The sequence below is a fragment of the Kitasatospora sp. NPDC001540 genome (assembly GCF_042894345.1).
In the GTDB taxonomy this organism is placed as follows: domain Bacteria; phylum Actinomycetota; class Actinomycetes; order Streptomycetales; family Streptomycetaceae; genus Kitasatospora; species Kitasatospora phosalacinea_C.
Genome location: NZ_JBIAVO010000031.1, coordinates 58603 through 77717, shown reverse-complemented (window position 1 = coordinate 77717; position 19115 = coordinate 58603). Strand labels below are relative to the sequence as shown.

The window sequence follows — 19115 nt, the reverse complement described above, 5'->3', positions numbered from 1 at the left end:
GCCGACGCCGCCCCCTGGGGGTGCTGGAGGGCTCGATCGGCGCGCTCCTCCGTCCTCGCGGACGGGGGCGGTCCCCCTACCTTATGTCCGGCACGGGGCCGGGCGGGGCGGGACGGACCGCGGGGAGCGGTTCTCAGGCGCCGACGCGGAAGCGGACGAAGCGCTTGAGGGTGACGCCGGCCTCGTCGAGGACCTTGGCGACGGACTTCTTGTTGTCCTTGGCGAACGCCTGCTCCAGGACGGCGTTCTCCTTGACGAAGCCGGTGACCCGACCCTCGACGATCTTCGGCAGGGCGGCCTCCGGCTTGCCCTCCTCGCGAGCGGTGGCCTCGGCGACGCGGCGCTCGTTCTCCAGCTCCTCGGCCGGGATCTCCTCGCGGGAGAGGTACTTCGGCGCGAAGGCGGCGATGTGCTGCGCGACGTCCTTGGCGGTCTCGGCGTTCTCCTGGTCGAGCTCGACGAGGACACCGATGGTCGGCGGCAGGTCCGGGTCCGACTTGTGCATGTAGACGGCGACGAAGCCGTCGTTGTCGAACTGCGCGAAGCGGCGGAAGACGATCTTCTCGCCGAGGGTCGCGTTGGCCTCGTCCACGAACTGCTGGACGGTCTGGCCCGGGTTGATCTCGGAGGCCAGGGCGGCGTCCAGGTCGGCCGGGGAGGTGGCGGCCACGTGGGCGGCGATCGCGTTGGCGACCTCGACGAACTTGCCGCCCTTGGCGACGAAGTCGGTCTCGCAGTTCAGCTCGACCAGGACGCCGGACTTCTTGTCCTCGCTGATCAGCGCGGCGACGGCGCCGTTGGAGGCGTCACGGCCCTCGCGCTTGGCAACGCCCTTCTGGCCCTTGATGCGCAGGAGCTCGACGGCCTTCTGGACGTCGCCCTCGGCCTCGTCCAGGGCCTTCTTGCAGTCCATCATGCCGGCGCCGGTGAGCTCACGGAGCTTCTTGACGTCCGCGGCGGTGAAGTTCGCCATGGTTGTGATCTCTTCTCACGTCTCGCGTGTCTGCGTGGGAAAGTGCCGGGCTCCGGGGTGCGGACCCCCGGCACGGGAGAGAGGGGCACCCACCGGCTCAGCCCGGCCGGTGCCCCTCACCCTGGTGGTACGTCAGGCCTGCTCGGCCTCGGCGGCCGGAGCCTCGGCCGGGGCCTCGGTGGCGGCCTCGGCCGGAGCCTCGACAGCGGCAGCCTCGTCGGCGGCGGGGGCCTCGGCGGCCTTCTCGCCCTCGAGGATCTCCTTCTCCCAGGCGGCCAGCGGCTGGTCGGCGCCCGGCTCGGCCTTGGCGTCGCCCTTGGCGACACCGGCGCGGGACTTCAGGCCCTCGGCGACGGCGTCGGCGATCACGCGGGTCAGCAGGGTGACGGAGCGGATGGCGTCGTCGTTGCCCGGGATCTTGTAGTCGACCTCGTCCGGGTCGCAGTTGGTGTCGAGGATGGCGACGACCGGGATGTTGAGCTTCCGGGCCTCGCCGACCGCGATGTGCTCCTTCTTGGTGTCCACGATCCAGACGGCGCTGGGCACGCGCTGCATGTCGCGGATACCGCCGAGGGTCTTCTCCAGCTTGTCGTACTCACGCTGGAGGACCAGGAGCTCCTTCTTGGTGAGGCCGGAGCCGGCCACGTCCGTGAAGTCGATCTCGCTGAGCTCCTTGAGGCGCTGCAGACGCTTGTAGACGGTCGAGAAGTTGGTCAGCATGCCGCCCAGCCAGCGCTGGTTGACGTACGGCATGCCCACGCGGGTCGCCTGCTCGGCGATGGCCTCCTGGGCCTGCTTCTTGGTGCCGACGAAGAGGACGCTGCCGCCGTGGGCAACGGTCTCCTTGACGAACTCGAAGGCGCGGTCGATGTAGTTCAGCGACTGCAGGAGGTCGATGATGTAGATGCCGTTGCGCTCCGTGAAGATGAAGCGCTTCATCTTCGGGTTCCAACGACGGGTCTGGTGACCGAAGTGGACGCCGCTCTCCAGCAGCTCCCGCATCGTGACGACGGCCATGTGCCGTGCTCCTCGTGTGTTGCCCGGCGCGCCGTTCGGCGGCTTGCAGCCTGTGGGGTGCCGGGGTACTCGGTTTTGTCCGTGCCGGTCGGGCGACCGTCACGCCTGACGCCCCGACGTGCCAAGCCGCTCGGCCTGCGTGAGGCTTGCGGCCTCGGCAGGCTCGGCGGACCGAGCGGCACTCGCACCGTGACGACCGCTCCCCCGAGGGGGCGGGCCGCCGGTGGCGGGGCGTGCGAAGTCGACCCGGCAGACCGGGTCGCGTGTGAAGTGTACGGGAAGCCCCGAGCGACGGGCGACTCCCCGCGTTCCCACGACCCTGTTCAGCGCCGCTCCGAGCGGCCCACCGCCCACCGTTCACCCCTACGGGGGACGGCAGTTGTCCACAGCCCCCGGTCTGTCCACAGGCCCCGGAACCGATGTGCGCGCCGGGCACCGCGGGCCCCACGCTGACGGGAACGGACGGGTGTCGACACGGGGAGGAACGGCTGGTGCGGACGGGACGGTGGTGCGGGGTGGCAGGGGTGCGGGTGCGGATGTGGGTGGCGTTGTCGCTGGTGCAGGGACTGGCGCTGATGGCGTTCGGCGGGTTCGCGCCTGCGGTGGGGGCGGTGCGCTCCCCCGCAACGGGGGCTCTCACGGCGGGGGCTCCCGTGGTCGGGTCCCTCGCGGTCGAGCCCGGGCCGGGGCGGGTGTGGCCGGTGGGCGATCGGTCGGGGCTGCTGCGGCGGTTCGATCCCCCTCCGACGCGCTGGGCCGCGGGGCACCGCGGGGTGGACCTGGCGGCGGCGCCGGGCACCGTGGTGCGGGCGGCGGCGCCGGGCGTGGTGACCTTCGCCGGGGAGGTCGCCGGGCGTCCGGTGGTCGTGGTGACCCACACCGGGTCGGGTGCTCCTCCGCTGCGGACCACCTACCTACCGGTGGCCGCCTCCGCAGCGGTCGGCGCGGGCGTCGCGGCGGGCGACCCGATCGGGGTGGTGGCCGCCGGCTCCGGTCACTGCCCGGCCGACTGCCTGCACTGGGGGCTGCTCCGCGGCGACCACTACCTCGACCCGCTCGCCCTGCTCGGCTCCGGCCGGGCCCGGCTGCTGCCGCTCGCCCCGCCGTGAGCCGGGTCAGCCCGCCGGGCGCTCTCCTCCCCGGTCCGCCGGGCGCAGGCCGTCGAGGGCGAAGCGCACCGCGGTGTCGGCGATCTCCCGGACGGCCCCGGCCCCGGCGGCGTCCTCGCCGCGGATCCGTTCGGCCTGGCGGACCGCCGCCTCCACCACGCCCTGGAGCAGCGCGGCCGCGACGCCGGGCCGGTCGTGGCCGAGGTCCTCCAGGGTGCGGACCACCGTGGCGGTCAGCCCGGCGTGGGCCGCTCTGATCCTGGCCCGCGCGGCGTCGTCGAGTTCGTACTCGGCGACGGCGACCACGGCGCGGTGCACCGGGTCGGTGGCCAGCGACACCTGGCCGCGGACGTACGCCTCGATCCGCTCGACCGCGCTGTCGCGGACCGCCATGCCCGCTTCGACCTCGGCGGCCCAGAGCGGGAGGTCGACCGCGCAGAGCGCCTCCACCAGTTCGGACTTCGAGCGGAAGTACTCGTACACCGAGGACCTGGCGAGGCCGGTGCGTGCCGCGAGCGCGCCGAAGCTCAGCGCCTCCCGGCCGCCCTCCGCCAGCAGGGCGCGTGCGGCGTCCAGCAGCGCCGCCTGCTGCAACTGTCGATGCTCGGCCACCGTGGCCGCCCGGATTTTCGGCACGGCCCAACTCTACGGACGCCGACGACCGGTGGGCGCGACATCGCGCTCCCGCCGACCGCCACGCGCCGGGCGCACCGTCCGGCGCTCAGCGGACGTCGGACATCTTCGCCCGCAGTTGCAGCACCGACTTGGTGTGGATCTGGCTGACCCGGCTCTCGGTCACCCCGAGCACCTGGCCGATCTCCGCCAGGGTCAGGCCCTCGTAGTAGTAGAGCGTCACGACGGTCTTCTCCCGTTCGGGCAGCGTGTTGACCGCCGAGGCGAGCAGCCGCCGCAGCTCGCGGTCCTCGGCGATCTCGACCGGGTTGTCCGCACCGCTGTCCGGCAGCGTCTCCATCAGGGTGAGCCGGTCGCCGCCCTCGCCCGCCGAGTGCAGCAGCTCGTCCAGCGCCACCACGTTGGCCAGCGACAACTGGCTGAAGATGGTGTGCAGTTCGTCGAGCGAGATGCCCATCTCGCTCGCGACCTCGGGATCGTGCGGCGTCCGCCGCAGCCGGGCCTCCAGCGTGGCGTAGGCCCGCTCGACCGCTTTGGCCTTCTGCCGGACCGACCTGGGAATCCAGTCCAGCGCCCGCAGCTCGTCGATGATCGCACCGCGGATCCGGCTGATCGCGTAGGTCTCGAACTTGATCGCCCGGTCGATGTCGAACTTCTCGATGGCGTCGATCAGCCCGAAGACCCCGGAGGACACGAAGTCCGCCTGCTCCACGTTGGCGGGCAGCCCGACCCCGACCCGGCCCGCCACGTACTTCACCAGCGGCGAGTAGTGCAGGATCAGCTGGTCCCGGAGCCCGTGGTCGCCGGTCTCCTTGTACGAGCGCCACAACGCCTGCAGCGCCGACTGATCGGCGCCCTTCGGCCGCTCCCCTGCCTTCCCCTCGTCCGCCGCACCGCTGCGGGCACCGGGCGCGGAGGCCGGCGCGGGCACCGTGGCTCCGGCACGCTCGCCCGCGCCCGCGCCCGCAGCGCTGCCCGACGGCGCGTCGCGGACGGCGGTCTTCGCGGACGGCGCGGCTCCGCCGGAAGCCCCGGGCGCTCCAGGAGATGCAGGCCCGGTCGGGGCCGCGACCCCGGCCGGGAGCACGGCCGCTGCGGGGGACGGCACCGCCGACGGCGCACCCGGCGCCGGTGACGGCTGTCCGCTCCCGCCGCCGTGGCCGCTTCCGCCAGCGTGGCCGCTCCCGCTGCCCGGCCCGGGTGCGGGGGCCGGCAGCGGGACCGGTGAGGGTGCACCCTGCCGCGGGCCCGAACTCCCGCTCGCGTTCTGGCCTCCGCGCGCCTCCTGGCCCCCGCTCGGGGCCGGTGCCGGGGGTTCCGGCGAGCGCGCGGGGGGCGGCCCGCCCGCCTGCCTGCGGACCTGGGTGCTCCGGGCGGACGGCTCCTTCGCCTTCGACCGGGCCCCTCGCTTGGACTGGCCGCGCACCGTACGCCCGGCCGCGGGCGCTCCCGGAGACGGGTGCTCGGTGCCGACCGGCCCCGGCCGCTGCCCGTCGGTACCCCTCGGAGCTCCGCCGCCGCGACCGCCCTCGCCCCGGTCGCCGCCGTCCCGGCCCTCGGCTCCGGCCGGACCGTTCGTCCCGGTCCCCTCCCCCGCCCCCGCGCCCACGCCCGGGCGGGCGGTCTCGTCGCCGTACGGCCGCGGCTTCGTCGCCGCACCGGGCGGCGCCGCCTGCGGGCAGGGCAGCGCCTGGCCAGCCCGGTCGGTCGGTGGACGGGCCGGGGCCGGTCGGGCTGCGGGCCCCGACGGGGCGGGCGGGCGCGGAAGGGGGGAGGGAGGGGCGGGACGGGGCTGGGGCTGCGGGGGCGCGGCCGGGGGGCTGCCCGGTCGCGTCATTCCCACGACTCCCCCGGATCTGGCCCGCAGTTCCGCGGCGTTGTGGGTCTCGGCCCCCGTCCCGTCCGGGGACCGACCGTCACCGGTCACCCTGTGTCCGGGAATGTGAGTGGGCATGCGTTGGTCTGCGCCGTTCTGCCGAGTCATGTGCTGATAGGGACGCCATGGGCGAGCGTAGCGTGACCGAGTCGCTGCACAGTGCTACCGCCACTCGGGCGTCGCCCGATCCGGTGGCAGCAAAGGGCGGCGTCGGCGCGTCGCGGACGGGGGCGCCCGGACCGGCCGGGCCCCTTCCCGCCCGGGCCGCCCGCCGACCAGCACCGGCCAGCACCGACCGGCGCTCACCCGCGCGCCCCGTCGAGCACCCGGGTCCGGTCGGCCCGCACGGCGTCCGGCTCAACCCGCCGCTCCGTCATCGTCCCTCAACTCGCCTCGCACCACCTCCTGTTGACCGGTTGCCCCGCTCGTTTCCCATCAGCCTGTCCGGCTCTGCCCGGTTGTGATCACTTGCGACGCACCAGCCTCCAATGCGCTCCGTGCCGTTCGACGAAGCCGAGCGAGCTCAGCTCGTGGAGGTGTTGGACGGTGGCGGCCTCGGAGAGCGCCGCGTAGTGGGCGAGTCGTTGGACCGGTGCGCCGTCCGCGCTGGCGGGCACCGCTTCCAGGACGCGGGCCACCGGGGGTTCCAGTGCGTCCCTCGGCAGGATCGGGCCGACCCGCTCCGGCGCCAGGTCCGCCCCGATGGCGCCGATCAGCTCGCCCACCTCTGCGCCGCTGGTGACCATGGTGGCCGCCCCTGCCCTGATCAACGTGTGCACGCCTGCCGAGAGTTCGGAGGTGATCGGGCCGGGGACACCCATGGTGTGCCGGTTGAGGTCCCGGGCCCGGCGTGCGGTGCTGAGCGCGCCGCTGCGCGGTGCGGCCTCGACCACCACCGTGCCGCGGGTGAGCGCTGCTATCACCCGGTTCCGCAGCACGAACCTGAACCTGGTCGGGTTCATCCCGAGCGCCAGTTCGCTCACCAGCAGCCCCTCGCGCCCGATCCGCTGGATCAGTCCCTCGTTCCCGCGCGGGTAGCAGATGTCGACACCGCTGGCGAGCACGGCGATCGTCATCCCGTTGACCGCCAACGCCCCCAGGTGCGCGGCGGTGTCCACCCCGTACGCCGCCCCGGACACCACCACCCAGCCCCGCTCGGCCAGTTCGGACCCGAGCTGACCGGCGACGTGCCGTCCGTAGGCGGTGCAGGCCCGTGATCCGACGACGGCCACCGATCTCAGGGCGAGCAGGCGCAGCGACGGCAGGCGCTGGGACGGGAGGCCGCGGGTCCACAGTCCGACCGGGCGGCTGTCGCCGAGGTCGTCGAGCTGGGAGGGCCACTCGCTGTCGCCCGGAATGATGAACTTCCCACCGAGCTTGGCGATGCGCTCCAGGTCGGCGACCGGGTTGAACTTTCGCAGCCTCTCCTGGTAGGCCGCGATCCGGTCGGCACCGAGCCCGAGCCGGTCCGCGGGTGCTCCCTCGTAGAACCCCCGCAGCAGTTGGACCGCACCGAGTCGTCGGATCGCCCGGCCGATCGCGGCGTCGCCCGGTTCGATCAGCCTGGTGAGCGCCGCCCGGGAGATCCGCTCGGGCTCGGGCGGATCCGGTGGAGCCGTCGGCGCGGCCCACGCCGTGGGGCGGATGACCCGGTGCTCGCCCCGTGCCGTCCCGGTACGGGCGGGTCGGTCTGCGGCCGTGGCCGTGGCCGCCCGGTGCGGCTGACCGGGTCGGCCGTCGGGCGGCGGGCCCGCCGGGTCGACCGGGTCCGGGCCGCCGTCCGTCCTCGGCACGGCCCGGACCGGCTCCGTCGGCCCGTGGCGCGAGCGGTGCACGGACGGCGGCCCGGCGCCGCGGACCAGGTGCCGGAGCCGCTCGCCGCCGTCACATCCCACCCGGGCGCCGACCGGATCGACGGCCGGGGCGTCCGACGGGGCGGCGGGCTGGTCGGCGCCTGCGCGGGATGCGGGGTGCACGGTCATCGGTACTCCTTCTGCTCGGGTCTGCTCGTGGTTCCCGTCCGCTTCTGCGCTGCGGACGGCGGTGGCTGGACGGGCCGGTCGGACTGGGCGGTCGGCCCGGAGTGGTTCGGCCGGCTTCCGACTCGGGGCGGGTGAGGCGTGGTCAGCACTCGTCCCCCGTATCCGTGTCGGTGGTGGCGTCGGCGTACGGGTAGCACTGGTCGTTCCTGCGGTCCGTCGGGCGGGTGGCGCGCTGGACGCCGGTGCGGAGGGTCAGCGCGCTCTGGATGTCGGACCGGTTGGGACGGCCACGACCGGCGAGGTCGGCCACCGTCCAGGCGACCCGCAGGACGCGGTCGAGTCCGCGTGCGGTGAGCAGGCCGCGGTCGAGGTCACGCTCGGCGTCGGCCAGCGAGCCGGGTGCGAGTTGCCAGCGCATGCGCAGTTCGTGCCCTGGCACTTCGGCGTTGGTCCGCCACGGGGTGTCGGCGAGGCGAGCGGCGGCCCGTGCCCGGGCTTCCTGCACGCGTGCGGCGACCGTCGCCGTGCTCTCGGCCCTTCCGCCTCGCTGCATCAGCTCGGCCTTGGTGACTCCGGCGACCTGGACTTGGAGGTCCACCCGGTCCAACAACGGTCCTGACAGCCTCGCTTGATAGCGGTTGACCATGACGGGTGTGCATTCGCATCCCTCTCCTCTCAGTGAATAGCGGCCGCAGGGGCAGGGATTGGCGGCCAGGCAGAGCAGGAAGCGGGCGGGCAGCCGCATCGAGCCCGCGGCCCTGGCGATCATCACCTCTCCCGATTCCAGGGGTTGGCGCAGCGCGTCGAGGACCCGGACCGGGAACTCGGGTGCCTCGTCGAGGAACAGCACGCCTCGGTGGGCGAGGGAGACGGCTCCGGGCCTGGGCAGTCCCGTGCCGCCGCCGACGATGGCGGGCATGGTCGTCGAGTGGTGCGGAGCGCAGTAGGGCGGGGTGTCGATCAGGGGGCGGTCGGGTGGGAGCAGGCCGGCCACGGAGTGGATCGCGGTCACTTCGAGGGCTTCGGCGGGGGTGAGGGGCGGGAGCAGGGCCGGAAGCCGTTCGGCCAACATCGTCTTGCCGGCCCCGGGCGGGCCCTTCAGGTAGAGGTGGTGCCCGCCCGCTGCGGCGATCTCCAGGGCTTGGCGGGCTTCGTACTGCCCGGCCACGTCGGCGAGGTCGGGCCGGACGGACTGTTCCGAGGTGAGGTCGCGGACGCCGAGGCCGGGCAGTAGCAGCCCGGCGAACGAGGAGTCGGGGCGGCCGGTGAGCGCGTCCGGTGGTTCGTCGGGGACGGGGGCGTTGGTGAGGATCGCGATGAGTTGGCGCAGGCTGCGCACGCCGAGGACGGAGACTCCGGGCACCAGTCTGGCTTCGGCGGCGGTCTGCTCGGCGACCACGATCTGCCGGTAGCCCGCGTCGGCCGCCGCCAGGACCGCCGGCAGGACTCCGCGCACCGGGCGCACGCGGCCGTCCAGCCCCAGCTCGCCGATGATCAGCAGGCCGTCGATCGACGCGGGGTCGAGCCGTTCGGCGGCTGCCAGGACGGCGCAGGCCACCGCCAGGTCGTACCCGCTGCCGCTCTTGGGCACGGAGGCCGGGGTGAGGCCCACGGTGAGCTTTCGCAGCGGCCACTTCTCGCCGCTGTTGGAGACGGCGGCGCGCACCCGGTCGCGGGCTTCCAACAGGGCCTTGTCGGCGAGGCCGACCAGGCTGAAGGCCGCGAGCCCGGGTTCGAGGTCGGCCTGGACCTCGACCACGACGCCGTCCACCCCGACCAGGGCGACCGAGCAGGTGCGGGCGAACGCCATCTCACACCGCCCCGCGCAGGTGCTCGACCGCGGCGGCGCCCCGGCGGGGGCTGACCACGGCGACCAGGTCGATGCGGACCCCGCCGGGCGGCGGCGGAGCCGGACCGCCGCTCTCCGCGTCGGGCTGCCGGGCGGCTCCCCCGGCTCCCACCGCCCGTTCGGCAGCGAGCACCAGGCGGGAGAAGTGCACCGGCCAGCGTTCGGCGAGCCAGCGCTCAGCGAGACGGCGCAGCCGGTCGGCCTTGGTCTGGTCGATCGCCTCGGCGGGCTGTTGGAAGCCCCGCTCGGAACGGGTCTTCACCTCGCAGATCGCGAGGGTGTCCCCGTCGAGCGCGACGATGTCGAGCTCGCCCTCGGCGCAGCGCCAGTTGCGCTCCAGGATGCACAGCCCGTCCTCGGCGAGCCGACGGGCGGCGACCTCCTCGCCGTAGCGCCCGAGGCCGTTGTTGGTGGACGTCTTGTTGGGGTTCTGCACGGCAATCACCTCCGGCCGGAAGGTTGCCGCCATGTGCCGGGGGTGGGCCAGCGGGATCGTCGATCCTGTGGATAACTCGGGCCTGTGGATAACTCCGTTCACCTGTTCGAGCTACAGATGCCCGTAGATCGAAAAATGCGCTGGACAGCGCCCGAGCGATCGGGTCAGTCTCGGTGGCCCGGGCACGGCCGCAGCGCGGTCAGCTCCCGAAGGCGGAGTCGTCCGAGGGCAGCTCGAGGTCGCTCTTGGCCAGCTCCTCGATGTTCACGTCCTTGAAAGTCAGCACGCGGACCTTCCGAACGAACCGGGCCGGTCGGTACATGTCCCAGACCCACGCATCCGCCATCGACACCTCGAAGAACACCTCACCCTGCACCGAGTGCACCTGGAGGTCGTAGTCATTCGTCAGGTAGAAACGCCGCTCGGTCTCGATCACGTACTTGAACAGGCCGACGACATCCCGGTACTCCCGGTAGAGCTTGAGCTCCATCTCGGTCTCGTACTTCTCGAGGTCTTCGGCACTCATTCCAAGCGTCCCCTCACTCGTCACGTCCACCCCATTGTGGACCACCGGGCGCGTGCTCAGAGCCTTACTGGCGGTTCTGGCGGCCCATCCGTCAGAACCCGTGCCACCAGTTCGGCCAGTCCGCGCGGGTGGACGGTCTCCTTGGTGGCCCTCAACTCACCCAGCGTCCACCAGCGGACGGCCAGCAACAGCGCGTGCTCGTCCGCTCCACCGTCCGTCAGTGACACCGAGGTCCGCGTGGTGCGGGCCAGTCGGAACCACTGCTCCTGTCGGTACTCCCTGCCCCGGAAGGAGAACTCCACCGTGCCGTACGCGACCAGCGGCCCCCAGTCCACGTCCGTCAGCCCGGTCTCCTCGGCCAGCTCGCGCCGGGCCGCCTCCAGCGGGCCCTCGCCCGGCTCGATGCCGCCGCCCGGCGTGATCCACCAGGTGGTGCCGGGCTCGGCCGGGTCCGTGCCGCGCAGCAGCAGGACGCGGTCGTCCGGGTCCAGCAACAGCACCCGAACGGCCCTGCGCTGTTCGGCCGCCACCTGGTTCAGCTCCGTCCTGAGGCGCTGCGCGCGCCTCCTCACCGGTACCGGCGCCGGGGCCGGTCCGTCCTCCGCCGCGGGGTCAGGCCCTCCGCTGCCGCAGTCGACGGAGCAACGAGACCGCTCCACCCACCGCGGAGGCGGCCACGATCAGCACCGCACCGCCGGCCGACGTCCACGCGGCGGGCAGCAGCGGACCGGCCCGGTGGGCACTGGGCGCGCCCAGGTCGTCGAAGGACGAGGTGCGCCGCTCCAGCCCGGCCCGGGAGAACGGCTGGACCACCGCCTCGACCCTCGCCTTCACCCCGGAGACCGGCACCGAGCCGAACGCCACGTCGAGATGGCTCCGCGAGTCCAGGGAGTTCCCCCGGAAGTCGCCGAGCAGGAACAGCCGCCCCTCGGGCACGGAGACCGAGAACTCGGTCGTGCTCACCCGGAGCGGGGCGAGGTAGGGCTCGGACACCTGGTGCCCGTTGACGGTGATCCGCCCCTCGCGGTCGCCGGAGACGGTGTCCCCGCCGACCGCCACCACGCGCTTCACCAGGGTCGCGTTTCCCCAGTCCTGGTCCTGGAAGACCACGATGTCGCCTCGGCCGACCGAACCGCCGGCGCGGGCCAGGACGGTGTCGCCGATCGCCAGGGTCGGGCTCATCGAGCCGGTGGGGATCTTGTAGGGCCGGTACTGGACGGCGAGCACCGCGAAGCCGCCGACCAGCATCACGAAGCCGAGCGCGATCACCGCGCCCTGCACGATCGACGCGGCACTCCGGCGACGGGCCGGTCCGGCCCCGGTCTCCGGTGTCCGCTCCGCGACGCTGCTCATCGGCTCCGCCCTCTCCTGGCCGCCGGGAGCTCCGGTCGAACCCCTGCGGCCCGTCCGCGGCCGGCCGTCCCGGTCCGGACAGCGCTGCGGACCGCGGCACGTGCGAGCAGATTACTCGCCAGTACCGCGGCCCGCGCAAGAGGCGTTCCCGGTCAGTCGGTGTCCACTCAGCGGCGGCGCCGACGCACCCACCAGACCGCGGGCACGGCGAGCGCCGCCCCGGCCGTCGTCGGGGCCAGCGGTCCGGCGGCGGCGAGCCCCTTCTGGTCGAAGGTGTCCGGAACGGGCAGCGTCGCCCAGTCGCCGATCGGCCAGGCCACCACGAAGGCGCGGCCGACCACGTTGTCGACCGGGACGGTGCCGCCCCCGGGCTGGTCCATGTGGTACCGCGAGTCCAGCGAGTTGCCGCGGTGGTCGCCCATCACCCAGATGCTGCCCTTGGGCACGTGCACCGGCCCGAACGGCTTCTCCCCGCACGGGGTGTTGCCGGGGAAGATGTACGGCTCGTCGAGCGCCACGCCGTTCACCTTGACCGGGCCGGAACCCTGGCACTCGACGGTGTCACCGCCGACCGCGATGACGCGCTTGATCAGGTCCTTCTCGTTGCTGGACGGCATCAGACCGATGAAGCTGAACACGTCCTGCACGCCGCGCACGAAGGAGTTGTCGCTGCGCTGGGTCGGCTCGTCGTTCAGCCAGCCGCCCGGGTCCTTGAAGACCACCACCTCTCCGCGCTCCGGCTCCGAGCCGAACCACGGGGTGAGCTTGTCGACCAGGACGCGGTCTCCGACCTGGAGCGTGTTCTCCATCGACCCCGAGGGGATCGAGAACGCCTGGACGAAGAAGGTCTTGATCACCAGGGCCAGGATCAGCGCGATGCCGACCAGGATCGGCAGTTCCTTCCAAAAGGAACGCTGCCGGGGAGCCCTCCGGGACGGATTCTCGGCGTCCCCGTCGGTCCCCGAGCCGGCCTCGGCGTCCCGGAGCTCCTCGCCGTCACCGGCGGACAGCCCTTCCTGGTTGCCGACGGGCTCCCCGTCGGGCTCCGGAGCACCTGATCGGGCACCGATCACCAGATCCCCCACGACATCTCCTCCCTGCTGTGCGGACGCCTGCGCGCCCGCGCTCACCAGTGCCGCACAGCGGGCACCACACTCTGCGATCAGTCGAGGGCCCGCCTCTGGCTTGCCCTACCTGGGCAGGCCCGACACCAGGCCGCAACCGAGCACTTCACACTTCTCTATCACTCCCGGTCGACGGGCCCGTGCTCCCACGCGCCGACCGGAACGTCAGTCGGCCACCGACTCGCCCCTCCGGTCCGTCCTGCGGTACCGGGTGAGGAGCGGAAAGACGCCCAACACACCCATAACGAGCGGGGGTTCCGCAGGAACCGGTTCAACTGCGGCGGATCCTGCGGCCCGCACCGGCAGGGAGGAGAGTGAATCGGGGACGTCCAGTTGACCGAAGTGGGAGAGCGGCCAGGCGACCACGAAGGCACGTCCCACCACGTTCTCCACCGGGATCGTCCCGGAGCCCGGATTGCCCATGTGGTAGCGGGAGTCGGCGGACAGGTCGCGGTGGTCACCCATCACCCAGAGCCGCCCCTGCGGGACCGTCACCTTGAAGGTGATCCGCGAGGGCGAGTTCCCGGCCGCGATGTACGGCTCGTCCAGCGGGGTGCCGTTCACGCTCACCCGGCCGTGCTCGTCGCAGCACTCCACGGTGTCGCCGCCGACCCCGATCACCCGCTTGATCAAGTCCCGTTCGTCGTCGGAGGGAAGGAGCCCCACCGCGGAGAACACCGACTTCACGTTCCGCATCACGGGCCCGTCCGCGGACGGTTTGTGGTCGCTCTCCAACCAGCCGCCCGGGTCCTTGAAGACCACCACCTGGCCGCGCTCCGGCTCGGCGCCGAACCACGGGGTGAGCTTGTCCACGACGACCCGGTCGCCGATCCGCAGGGTCTGTTCCATCGAACCGGAGGGGATCACGAACACCTGGAGCAGGAACGTCTTCATCACCAACGCGATGACCAGGGCCACCAGCACGATCACCGGCAGCTCGCGCAGGAAGGAGCGCTGCTTGCGGCGCGCGGCGCGCTTGGCCGCACGGCGGCGCTCGGCGCGGCCCCGCGCGGGACGGCTTCCCTCGGCCCCCGCACCACCCACGCCACGCGCCCCGTCCCCGTCCCCGTCCCCGTCCCCGTCCCCGTCCCCGTCCCCGTCCCCGGAGGAGAGGTACACGGACTCGGGCTCCGACTCGGACTCGGACTCAGGCCCGGACTCGGGCTCGACGTCGGGCGCGGAGCCGGTGCGGCCCTGGCCGGTGGCGGCGGTCCTGGGTCTACCTCTGCTCCCCATGGCCACCGGTCCCCTCAATCGCGGCGAACGCCGCCGGTCGGTCGAGGGAGCCGGCACGGCCGAGGGGGAACATCACCCAGTCCGCGCGGCCGATCACCTTGTCCTCGGGCACGGCACCGCCGCCGGGCTCGCCGAGGTGGTCACGGGAGTCGCGGGAGGCGCTGCGGTGGTCGCCCATCACCCACAACTTGCCGTCGGGAACCACGATGTCGAACGGCACCGCCGACGGCGAGTCGCCGGGGAACAGGTACGTGCTCTCGTCCAGCGGCACGCCGTTGACCTTGAGCCGACCGTCGGTGCCGCAGCAGGTGATCCGGTCCCCGCCGACGCCGATCACCCGTTTCACGTAGACCGTGTCGCCCGCGGGGGCCAGGCCCGCCTCGGTCAACAGCCGCTTCAGGCCGGACGGTTCGTCCTGGTACGGCAGGAAGGAGCCGATGCCGTCGAAGACCACCACGTCACCCCGCCGGGGGTGCCCGCCGAAGGCGTACGCGAGCTGGTTGACCAGCAGCCGGTCGCCCGGCTCCAGCGTCCCCTCCATCGAACCGGACGGCACCGCGAACGGCCGCACCGCGAAGGCGTTCACCAACAGCAGCGCGACCACGCACACCGCGCCGATCCACAGCAGGTCCCGCGACCACCGCCGCCCGCCGTCACCGCCGTCACCGCCGTCCTCGTTCCCCTCACCGGATCCGGAGCCGACGTGAGCGTCAGCGTCAACGTCAACGTCAGAAGTGGGGTCAGGACCGGGGCCGGAGTCGGGCGCCGCGGCAGGGGCCGTGCCGACGCCCGCGTCGGAGCCGTGGCGCGAGCCAGCGAGCGGTCCAGCGTGCGGTCCGGCGAGCGGTCGGGCGCCGGGAGCCGTTCCGGAAGCTGTCCCGGGAGCCGTTCCGGGGGCGGAAACGACGGCGGACCGCGACGGCGAGTCCGCACCCGTGGGTGCGGGACTGCCGTCGCGGTCCGTCGGTGGCTCGTGCGTGCTCATCGGGGGTGAGCTTATCCCTCCGGTCTACACCGGTTGGAGGGCCGACCCCCGTCGAGCCTGCGCGATCACGCGTCGCGCTTCTCCTTGATCTTCGCGGCCTTGCCGCGGAGGTCGCGCAGGTAGTACAGCTTGGCGCGGCGGACCGCACCGCGGGTCACGACCTCGATCTTCTCGACGACCGGGGTGTGCACCGGGAAGGTGCGCTCGACACCGACGTTGAAGCTGACCTTGCGAACGGTGAAGGTCTCACCGATGCCGGCGCCGTGACGACGGATGACGACGCCCTGGAAGACCTGGACGCGCGAGCGGTTGCCTTCGATGACTCGGACGTGCACCTTGAGGGTGTCGCCGGGGCGGAAGGCGGGGATGTCGGTGCGCAGCGAGGCCGCGTCGACAGCAGCGAGCTTGTTGCTCATCGTTGCTCTCCATCGCAGGCGCCACGGGCCGCCCACGGAAGTTCGATTCAACCGGGTGGTGTTGCGGGCCGCTTCGGCTGGCGATGATCCCCCCGTGGCGGGGGCACCGGTCCACTGACTCCCCGCGAGGGGAGCCGGGCGGCAGACAACAGTCGCCTATTCTTCCACAGGCTCGGCCACGGACCGAAATCGGCCCTCGGCCTCGTCCCAGGCCAGGCCGAGCACGCTCAGCGCCTCGCGCTCCTTCTTGGTGAACGCCTCGCGCCGCCAGCGGGCCACCAGGTCGGGCCGGTTGGCGAGGGTGCGGGCGAACGCCTGCTCGCGCCGCCACTGGGCGATCTTCCCGTGGTGGCCGCTGAGCAGGATCTCCGGCACCTCCCGGCCGCGCCATTCGGCGGGCTTGGTGTACACCGGGCCCTCCAGCAGGTCGGCCATGGCGCCGGGGGCGAAGGAGTCGTCGCGGTGCGACTCGGCGTTGCCGAGCACGCCGGGCAGCAGCCGGGCGATCGCCTCGACCATCACCAGCACGGCGACCTCGCCACCGGCCAGCACGTAGTCGCCGATGGAGGTCTCGACCACCGGCATCCTGGTCGCGGCCTCCTCGATGACCCGCCGGTCGATGCCCTCGTAGCGGGCGGGCGCGAAGGCCAGCCAGGGGCGGGCGGCGAGGTCCTGGGCGAGCTCCTGGGTGAAGGAGCGCCCACTGGGGGTGGGCACCACCAGGGTCGGCACCTCGCCCTCGGGCCCGGCGGCCAGGACGGCGTCCAGGGCGGCGCCCCACGGCTCGGGCTTCATCACCATGCCGGGGCCGCCGCCGTAGGGCGTGTCGTCCACGGTGCGGTGGATGTCGGTCGTCCACGAGCGCAGGTCGTGCAGGTGCACGTCCAGCTGGCCGCGGGCCCGCGCCTTCCCGACCAGGGAGACGTTCAGCGGCTCCAGGTACTCGGGGAAGATCGTGACGACGTCGATCCTCATGTCGCTCACGCGCCACCCCCCTGCTCGCCCGCGCCCGCGCCCGCGCCCGCATCAGCAACAGAACCAGAACCAGAACCAGAACCAGCGTCCGCGTCCACGTCCGCGCGGGCGGAGGCGACCACCGCGTCGACGGGGTCGATCAGGCCGGGCGGCGGGGTGATGACGACGCGCTGCTCGTCCAGGTCGATGGTGGGGACGATCTGCTCGACGAACGGGATCAGCACCTCGGTGCCGTCGGGTCGCTCGACGGTCAGCAGGTCCTGGTACGGGAGGTGGACCACCTCGGTGAGCTCGCCGACCCGGGTGCCGTCGGCCAGCACCACGTCCAGGCCGATGAGCTGGTGGTCGTAGTACTCGTCCGGGTCCTCGGGAGTCTCGTCCGGGTCGACCTCGGCGATCAGCATGGTGCCGCGCAGGGCCTCGGCGGCGGTGCGGTCCTTGACCCCGGCGAAGCGCAGCAGCAGGCGCCCGCTGTGCACCCGGCCGCTCTCGACGGTCAGCGGTCCGATGGCGGCGGGGTCGGTGAGGAGGACCGCGCCGGGCCCGAGCCGCAGTTCCGGCTCGTCGGTGCGGACTTCGACGCTGACGTCCCCCCGGATGCCGTGGGCGCGGCCGATCTTGCCGACGACGAGCTGCACGGTGATCGTTCTCCTGAGAGGTGATGGAGCTGGAAGGTACTTGCGGAGGAAGCGGGGTGGGGCGGGGGCGGGGCGGCCCCGGCGGTGCCCCGGAAACGGGAAGGACCGGCCGGGACGGATGCGTCCCGGCCGGTCCTGAAACCCGGTGGCCGACCTGGTGGTCGGCGCCCTCGGTGGTCGAGCGGAGGTCAGCGGAGGCTGTCCACGTCGACCAGGTCGACCCGGACGTTGCGGCCGCCCAGGGCGCCGACCACGGTGCGCAGCGCGCGAGCCGTGCGGCCGCCCCGGCCGATCACCTTGCCGAGGTCGTCAGGGTGCACGCGCACCTCGATGGTGTGTCCGCGGCGCAGGTTGCGCGAGCGGACCTGCACCTCGTCGGGGTGCTCGACGATGCCCTTCACCAGGTGGTCGAGGGCTTCCTCGATCATGCTCAGGCCTCGGTGGAAGCGGCCTCGGCCTCGTCAGCCTTGTCCGACTTCTTGGCCTTCGGGGTGATGGCGACACCGGTGGTGGCGTCCTCGAAGCCGGCGACGGCCTTGGCGAACAGGTGCGAGAAGTCCTCGACCTTGGGCTCGGCCACCTTGAGCGGCTCCGGAGCCGGCAGGCCCTTGAACTTCTGCCAGTCGCCGGTGAGCTTGAGGATGGCGAGGACCGGCTCGGTCGGCTGGGCGCCGACGGACAGCCAGTACTGGGCGCGCTCGCCGTCGACCTCGATCTTCGAGGGGTTGTAGGTCGGCTGGTAGATGCCGATCTCCTCGATCGCGCGGCCGTCACGCTTGGTGCGCGAGTCGGCGACGACGATGCGGTAGTGCGGGGCGCGGATCTTACCCAGACGCTTCAGCTTGATCTTGACAGCCACGGGTGTGGATTCTCCTGGTTTTGACGTGGGTGAGCAGCGCTCCGCCGCGTGGGGCTGCGGCGTGAGGTGCCGTTCAAGGGACACGCCAGCCTTTGGGAGAGAGGGTCCTGCTGGGCTGCCGAGTACTCAGCCATCAATTGTGCCACACCACGAAGGTCCCCCCGAACCGCGCCCCCGCGCGGTACGGCAGGACCTCCTGACGTTCCAGGACCTCCCGACATCCAGGACCTCCCGTCAGGACCTCCTGACGTCGTCGAGCGCCGCCGGACCCCGCCCCGGTCGAGCGCTCGTTCCGGCCGGACGGCGTCCGCGGGCGGGCACCGTTCGGGCCGGGGTCGTACGGGATCAGGCGATCTTGAACGGTTGCTGGCACGCGCCGCAGACGATCGCGGCCTGCGCCAGCACGGACGGGACGACGCGGACGTTGCGGCCGCAGCCGCAGACCGCCTTGACCCGGACGCCGCCGCCCGAGGAGCCGTGCCGCGCGGCCGGCCCGCGGAAGGCGCGGTGGTTGCCCTCGCCCGCGACGGCGAGCTGGTGCGCCCCGAGCGCGCGGTCGAGCCGCTCGATGGTCTCGGCGTAGCGGTCGCGGGTCTCGTGCCCCATCGTGACCTGGGAGAAGCCGCTGCTGGCGTGCGGCTCGACCGGGTGGGCCAGGCCCAGCTCGGAGGCGAGCAGCAGGAAGCGCCGGTTGTGGTAGCGACCGGCCCGCGAGGTGTCGCGGATCTCCCGGGCGGCGGCCAGGCCGTGGGCGGCCTCGTGCAGCAGCCGCTCGAAGTTGAGCTGGGTGCCGCAGGCGGACGAGGATTCGCCGATCAGCGCCTCGGGCGACGCCAGGTCGGGCAGGTCCCGGTGGTGGGCCTGGATGTCGCTCCAGGCGGCGGCCAGTTCGGCCGCGAGGACGAGGGGCTGTGTCGTGCTCACGCTGTACCAACGATGGGGAGAGAACCGGTGTTCCGGCGGGTACCCGTATTCGGGAACTCACAGCGGACTCTCAGGAACGCACTTTCGCGCGCGAATTGCGCGACTCCGGACTGACGCAAGACCAACCCCCTGCACGTGTGGGCCCGGCGGGCTTCGCCGGGCTTCGGCACCCGCCGCGGAGCCCAACATCCCCACGACGGACGG

20 protein-coding genes are annotated in these 19115 nt (G+C 72.9%); 1 reads left to right on the top strand and 19 read right to left on the bottom strand.

What is annotated here, in order from left to right; translation table 11 throughout:
• Positions 1 to 133 precede the first annotated feature (133 nt).
• Positions 134 to 973, bottom strand: a complete 840-nt coding sequence (gene tsf, locus ACFY00_RS29115) for a translation elongation factor Ts (protein WP_388034671.1) — start codon at positions 971 to 973, stop codon at positions 134 to 136.
• Between the two features lie 132 nt (positions 974 to 1105).
• Entirely contained in the window at positions 1106 to 1990 is an 885-nt protein-coding gene (rpsB, locus tag ACFY00_RS29110) for a 30S ribosomal protein S2 (protein WP_388034669.1), read from the bottom strand.
• A gap of 701 nt (positions 1991 to 2691) precedes the next feature.
• Between rpsB and ACFY00_RS29105 the strand changes: the two genes are divergently transcribed.
• Positions 2692 to 3099: a M23 family metallopeptidase gene (locus ACFY00_RS29105; RefSeq protein ID WP_388034667.1), complete on the top strand. Its 408-nt coding sequence runs from the start codon at positions 2692 to 2694 to the stop codon at positions 3097 to 3099.
• A 6-nt stretch (positions 3100 to 3105) separates the two neighbouring features.
• Here ACFY00_RS29105 and ACFY00_RS29100 read toward each other — a convergent pair whose 3' ends face one another.
• From ACFY00_RS29100 to ACFY00_RS29020, 17 genes are all read right to left on the bottom strand, one after another.
• Positions 3106 to 3711 carry a TetR/AcrR family transcriptional regulator gene (locus ACFY00_RS29100; protein ID WP_388034664.1) on the bottom strand — a complete coding sequence of 202 codons (606 nt, stop codon included), beginning with the start codon at positions 3709 to 3711 and terminating at the stop codon, positions 3106 to 3108.
• 109 nt (positions 3712 to 3820) lie between these two features.
• Positions 3821 to 4663, bottom strand: coding sequence for an RNA polymerase sigma factor WhiG (gene whiG, locus ACFY00_RS29095; protein ID WP_388034661.1), 843 nt, complete (start codon positions 4661 to 4663; stop codon positions 3821 to 3823).
• 1409 nt (positions 4664 to 6072) lie between these two features.
• Positions 6073 to 7590: a DNA-processing protein DprA gene (gene dprA / locus ACFY00_RS29090; RefSeq protein ID WP_388034659.1), complete on the bottom strand. Its 1518-nt coding sequence runs from the start codon at positions 7588 to 7590 to the stop codon at positions 6073 to 6075.
• 142 nt (positions 7591 to 7732) lie between these two features.
• The gene (locus tag ACFY00_RS29085; RefSeq protein WP_388034657.1) at positions 7733 to 9400 is read right to left on the bottom strand and encodes a YifB family Mg chelatase-like AAA ATPase; all 1668 of its coding nucleotides are present in this window, start codon (positions 9398 to 9400) and stop codon (positions 7733 to 7735) included.
• Between the two features lies 1 nt (position 9401).
• Positions 9402 to 9908 (bottom strand): YraN family protein, encoded by a 507-nt coding sequence (locus ACFY00_RS29080; RefSeq protein ID WP_388034655.1) that lies wholly within the window; start codon positions 9906 to 9908, stop codon positions 9402 to 9404.
• Between the two features lie 166 nt (positions 9909 to 10074).
• Positions 10075 to 10401: a DUF2469 domain-containing protein gene (locus tag ACFY00_RS29075; RefSeq protein ID WP_388034707.1), complete on the bottom strand. Its 327-nt coding sequence runs from the start codon at positions 10399 to 10401 to the stop codon at positions 10075 to 10077.
• A 56-nt stretch (positions 10402 to 10457) separates the two neighbouring features.
• On the bottom strand, positions 10458 to 10931 hold the full coding sequence (locus tag ACFY00_RS29070; RefSeq protein ID WP_388034653.1) for an NUDIX hydrolase: 474 nt from the start codon (positions 10929 to 10931) through the stop codon (positions 10458 to 10460).
• An 82-nt stretch (positions 10932 to 11013) separates the two neighbouring features.
• Positions 11014 to 11754, bottom strand: a complete 741-nt coding sequence (gene lepB, locus ACFY00_RS29065; RefSeq protein ID WP_388034650.1) for a signal peptidase I — start codon at positions 11752 to 11754, stop codon at positions 11014 to 11016.
• A 167-nt stretch (positions 11755 to 11921) separates the two neighbouring features.
• The gene (gene lepB / locus ACFY00_RS29060; RefSeq protein ID WP_388034648.1) at positions 11922 to 12839 is read right to left on the bottom strand and encodes a signal peptidase I; all 918 of its coding nucleotides are present in this window, start codon (positions 12837 to 12839) and stop codon (positions 11922 to 11924) included.
• A gap of 204 nt (positions 12840 to 13043) precedes the next feature.
• Entirely contained in the window at positions 13044 to 13922 is an 879-nt protein-coding gene (gene lepB, locus ACFY00_RS29055; protein WP_388034646.1) for a signal peptidase I, read from the bottom strand.
• Positions 13923 to 14097: 175 nt separating this feature from the next.
• The gene (gene lepB, locus ACFY00_RS29050) at positions 14098 to 14724 is read right to left on the bottom strand and encodes a signal peptidase I (protein WP_388034644.1); all 627 of its coding nucleotides are present in this window, start codon (positions 14722 to 14724) and stop codon (positions 14098 to 14100) included.
• Positions 14725 to 15164: 440 nt separating this feature from the next.
• On the bottom strand, positions 15165 to 15515 hold the full coding sequence (gene rplS / locus ACFY00_RS29045) for a 50S ribosomal protein L19 (protein ID WP_030458810.1): 351 nt from the start codon (positions 15513 to 15515) through the stop codon (positions 15165 to 15167).
• Between the two features lie 156 nt (positions 15516 to 15671).
• Positions 15672 to 16490, bottom strand: a complete 819-nt coding sequence (trmD, locus tag ACFY00_RS29040) for a tRNA (guanosine(37)-N1)-methyltransferase TrmD (RefSeq protein ID WP_388034705.1) — start codon at positions 16488 to 16490, stop codon at positions 15672 to 15674.
• Positions 16491 to 16495: 5 nt separating this feature from the next.
• Complete coding sequence (gene rimM / locus ACFY00_RS29035) at positions 16496 to 17128, bottom strand: ribosome maturation factor RimM (RefSeq protein WP_388034641.1); 633 nt, start codon at positions 17126 to 17128, stop codon at positions 16496 to 16498.
• A gap of 188 nt (positions 17129 to 17316) precedes the next feature.
• Positions 17317 to 17556, bottom strand: a complete 240-nt coding sequence (locus tag ACFY00_RS29030; RefSeq protein WP_014138265.1) for an RNA-binding protein — start codon at positions 17554 to 17556, stop codon at positions 17317 to 17319.
• 2 nt (positions 17557 to 17558) lie between these two features.
• A complete protein-coding gene (gene rpsP / locus ACFY00_RS29025) occupies positions 17559 to 17987 on the bottom strand; it encodes a 30S ribosomal protein S16 (protein ID WP_176190176.1) in 429 nt (142 codons plus the stop codon).
• 345 nt (positions 17988 to 18332) lie between these two features.
• Complete coding sequence (locus ACFY00_RS29020) at positions 18333 to 18911, bottom strand: hypothetical protein (RefSeq protein ID WP_014138263.1); 579 nt, start codon at positions 18909 to 18911, stop codon at positions 18333 to 18335.
• Between the last annotated feature and the right edge of the window lie 204 nt (positions 18912 to 19115).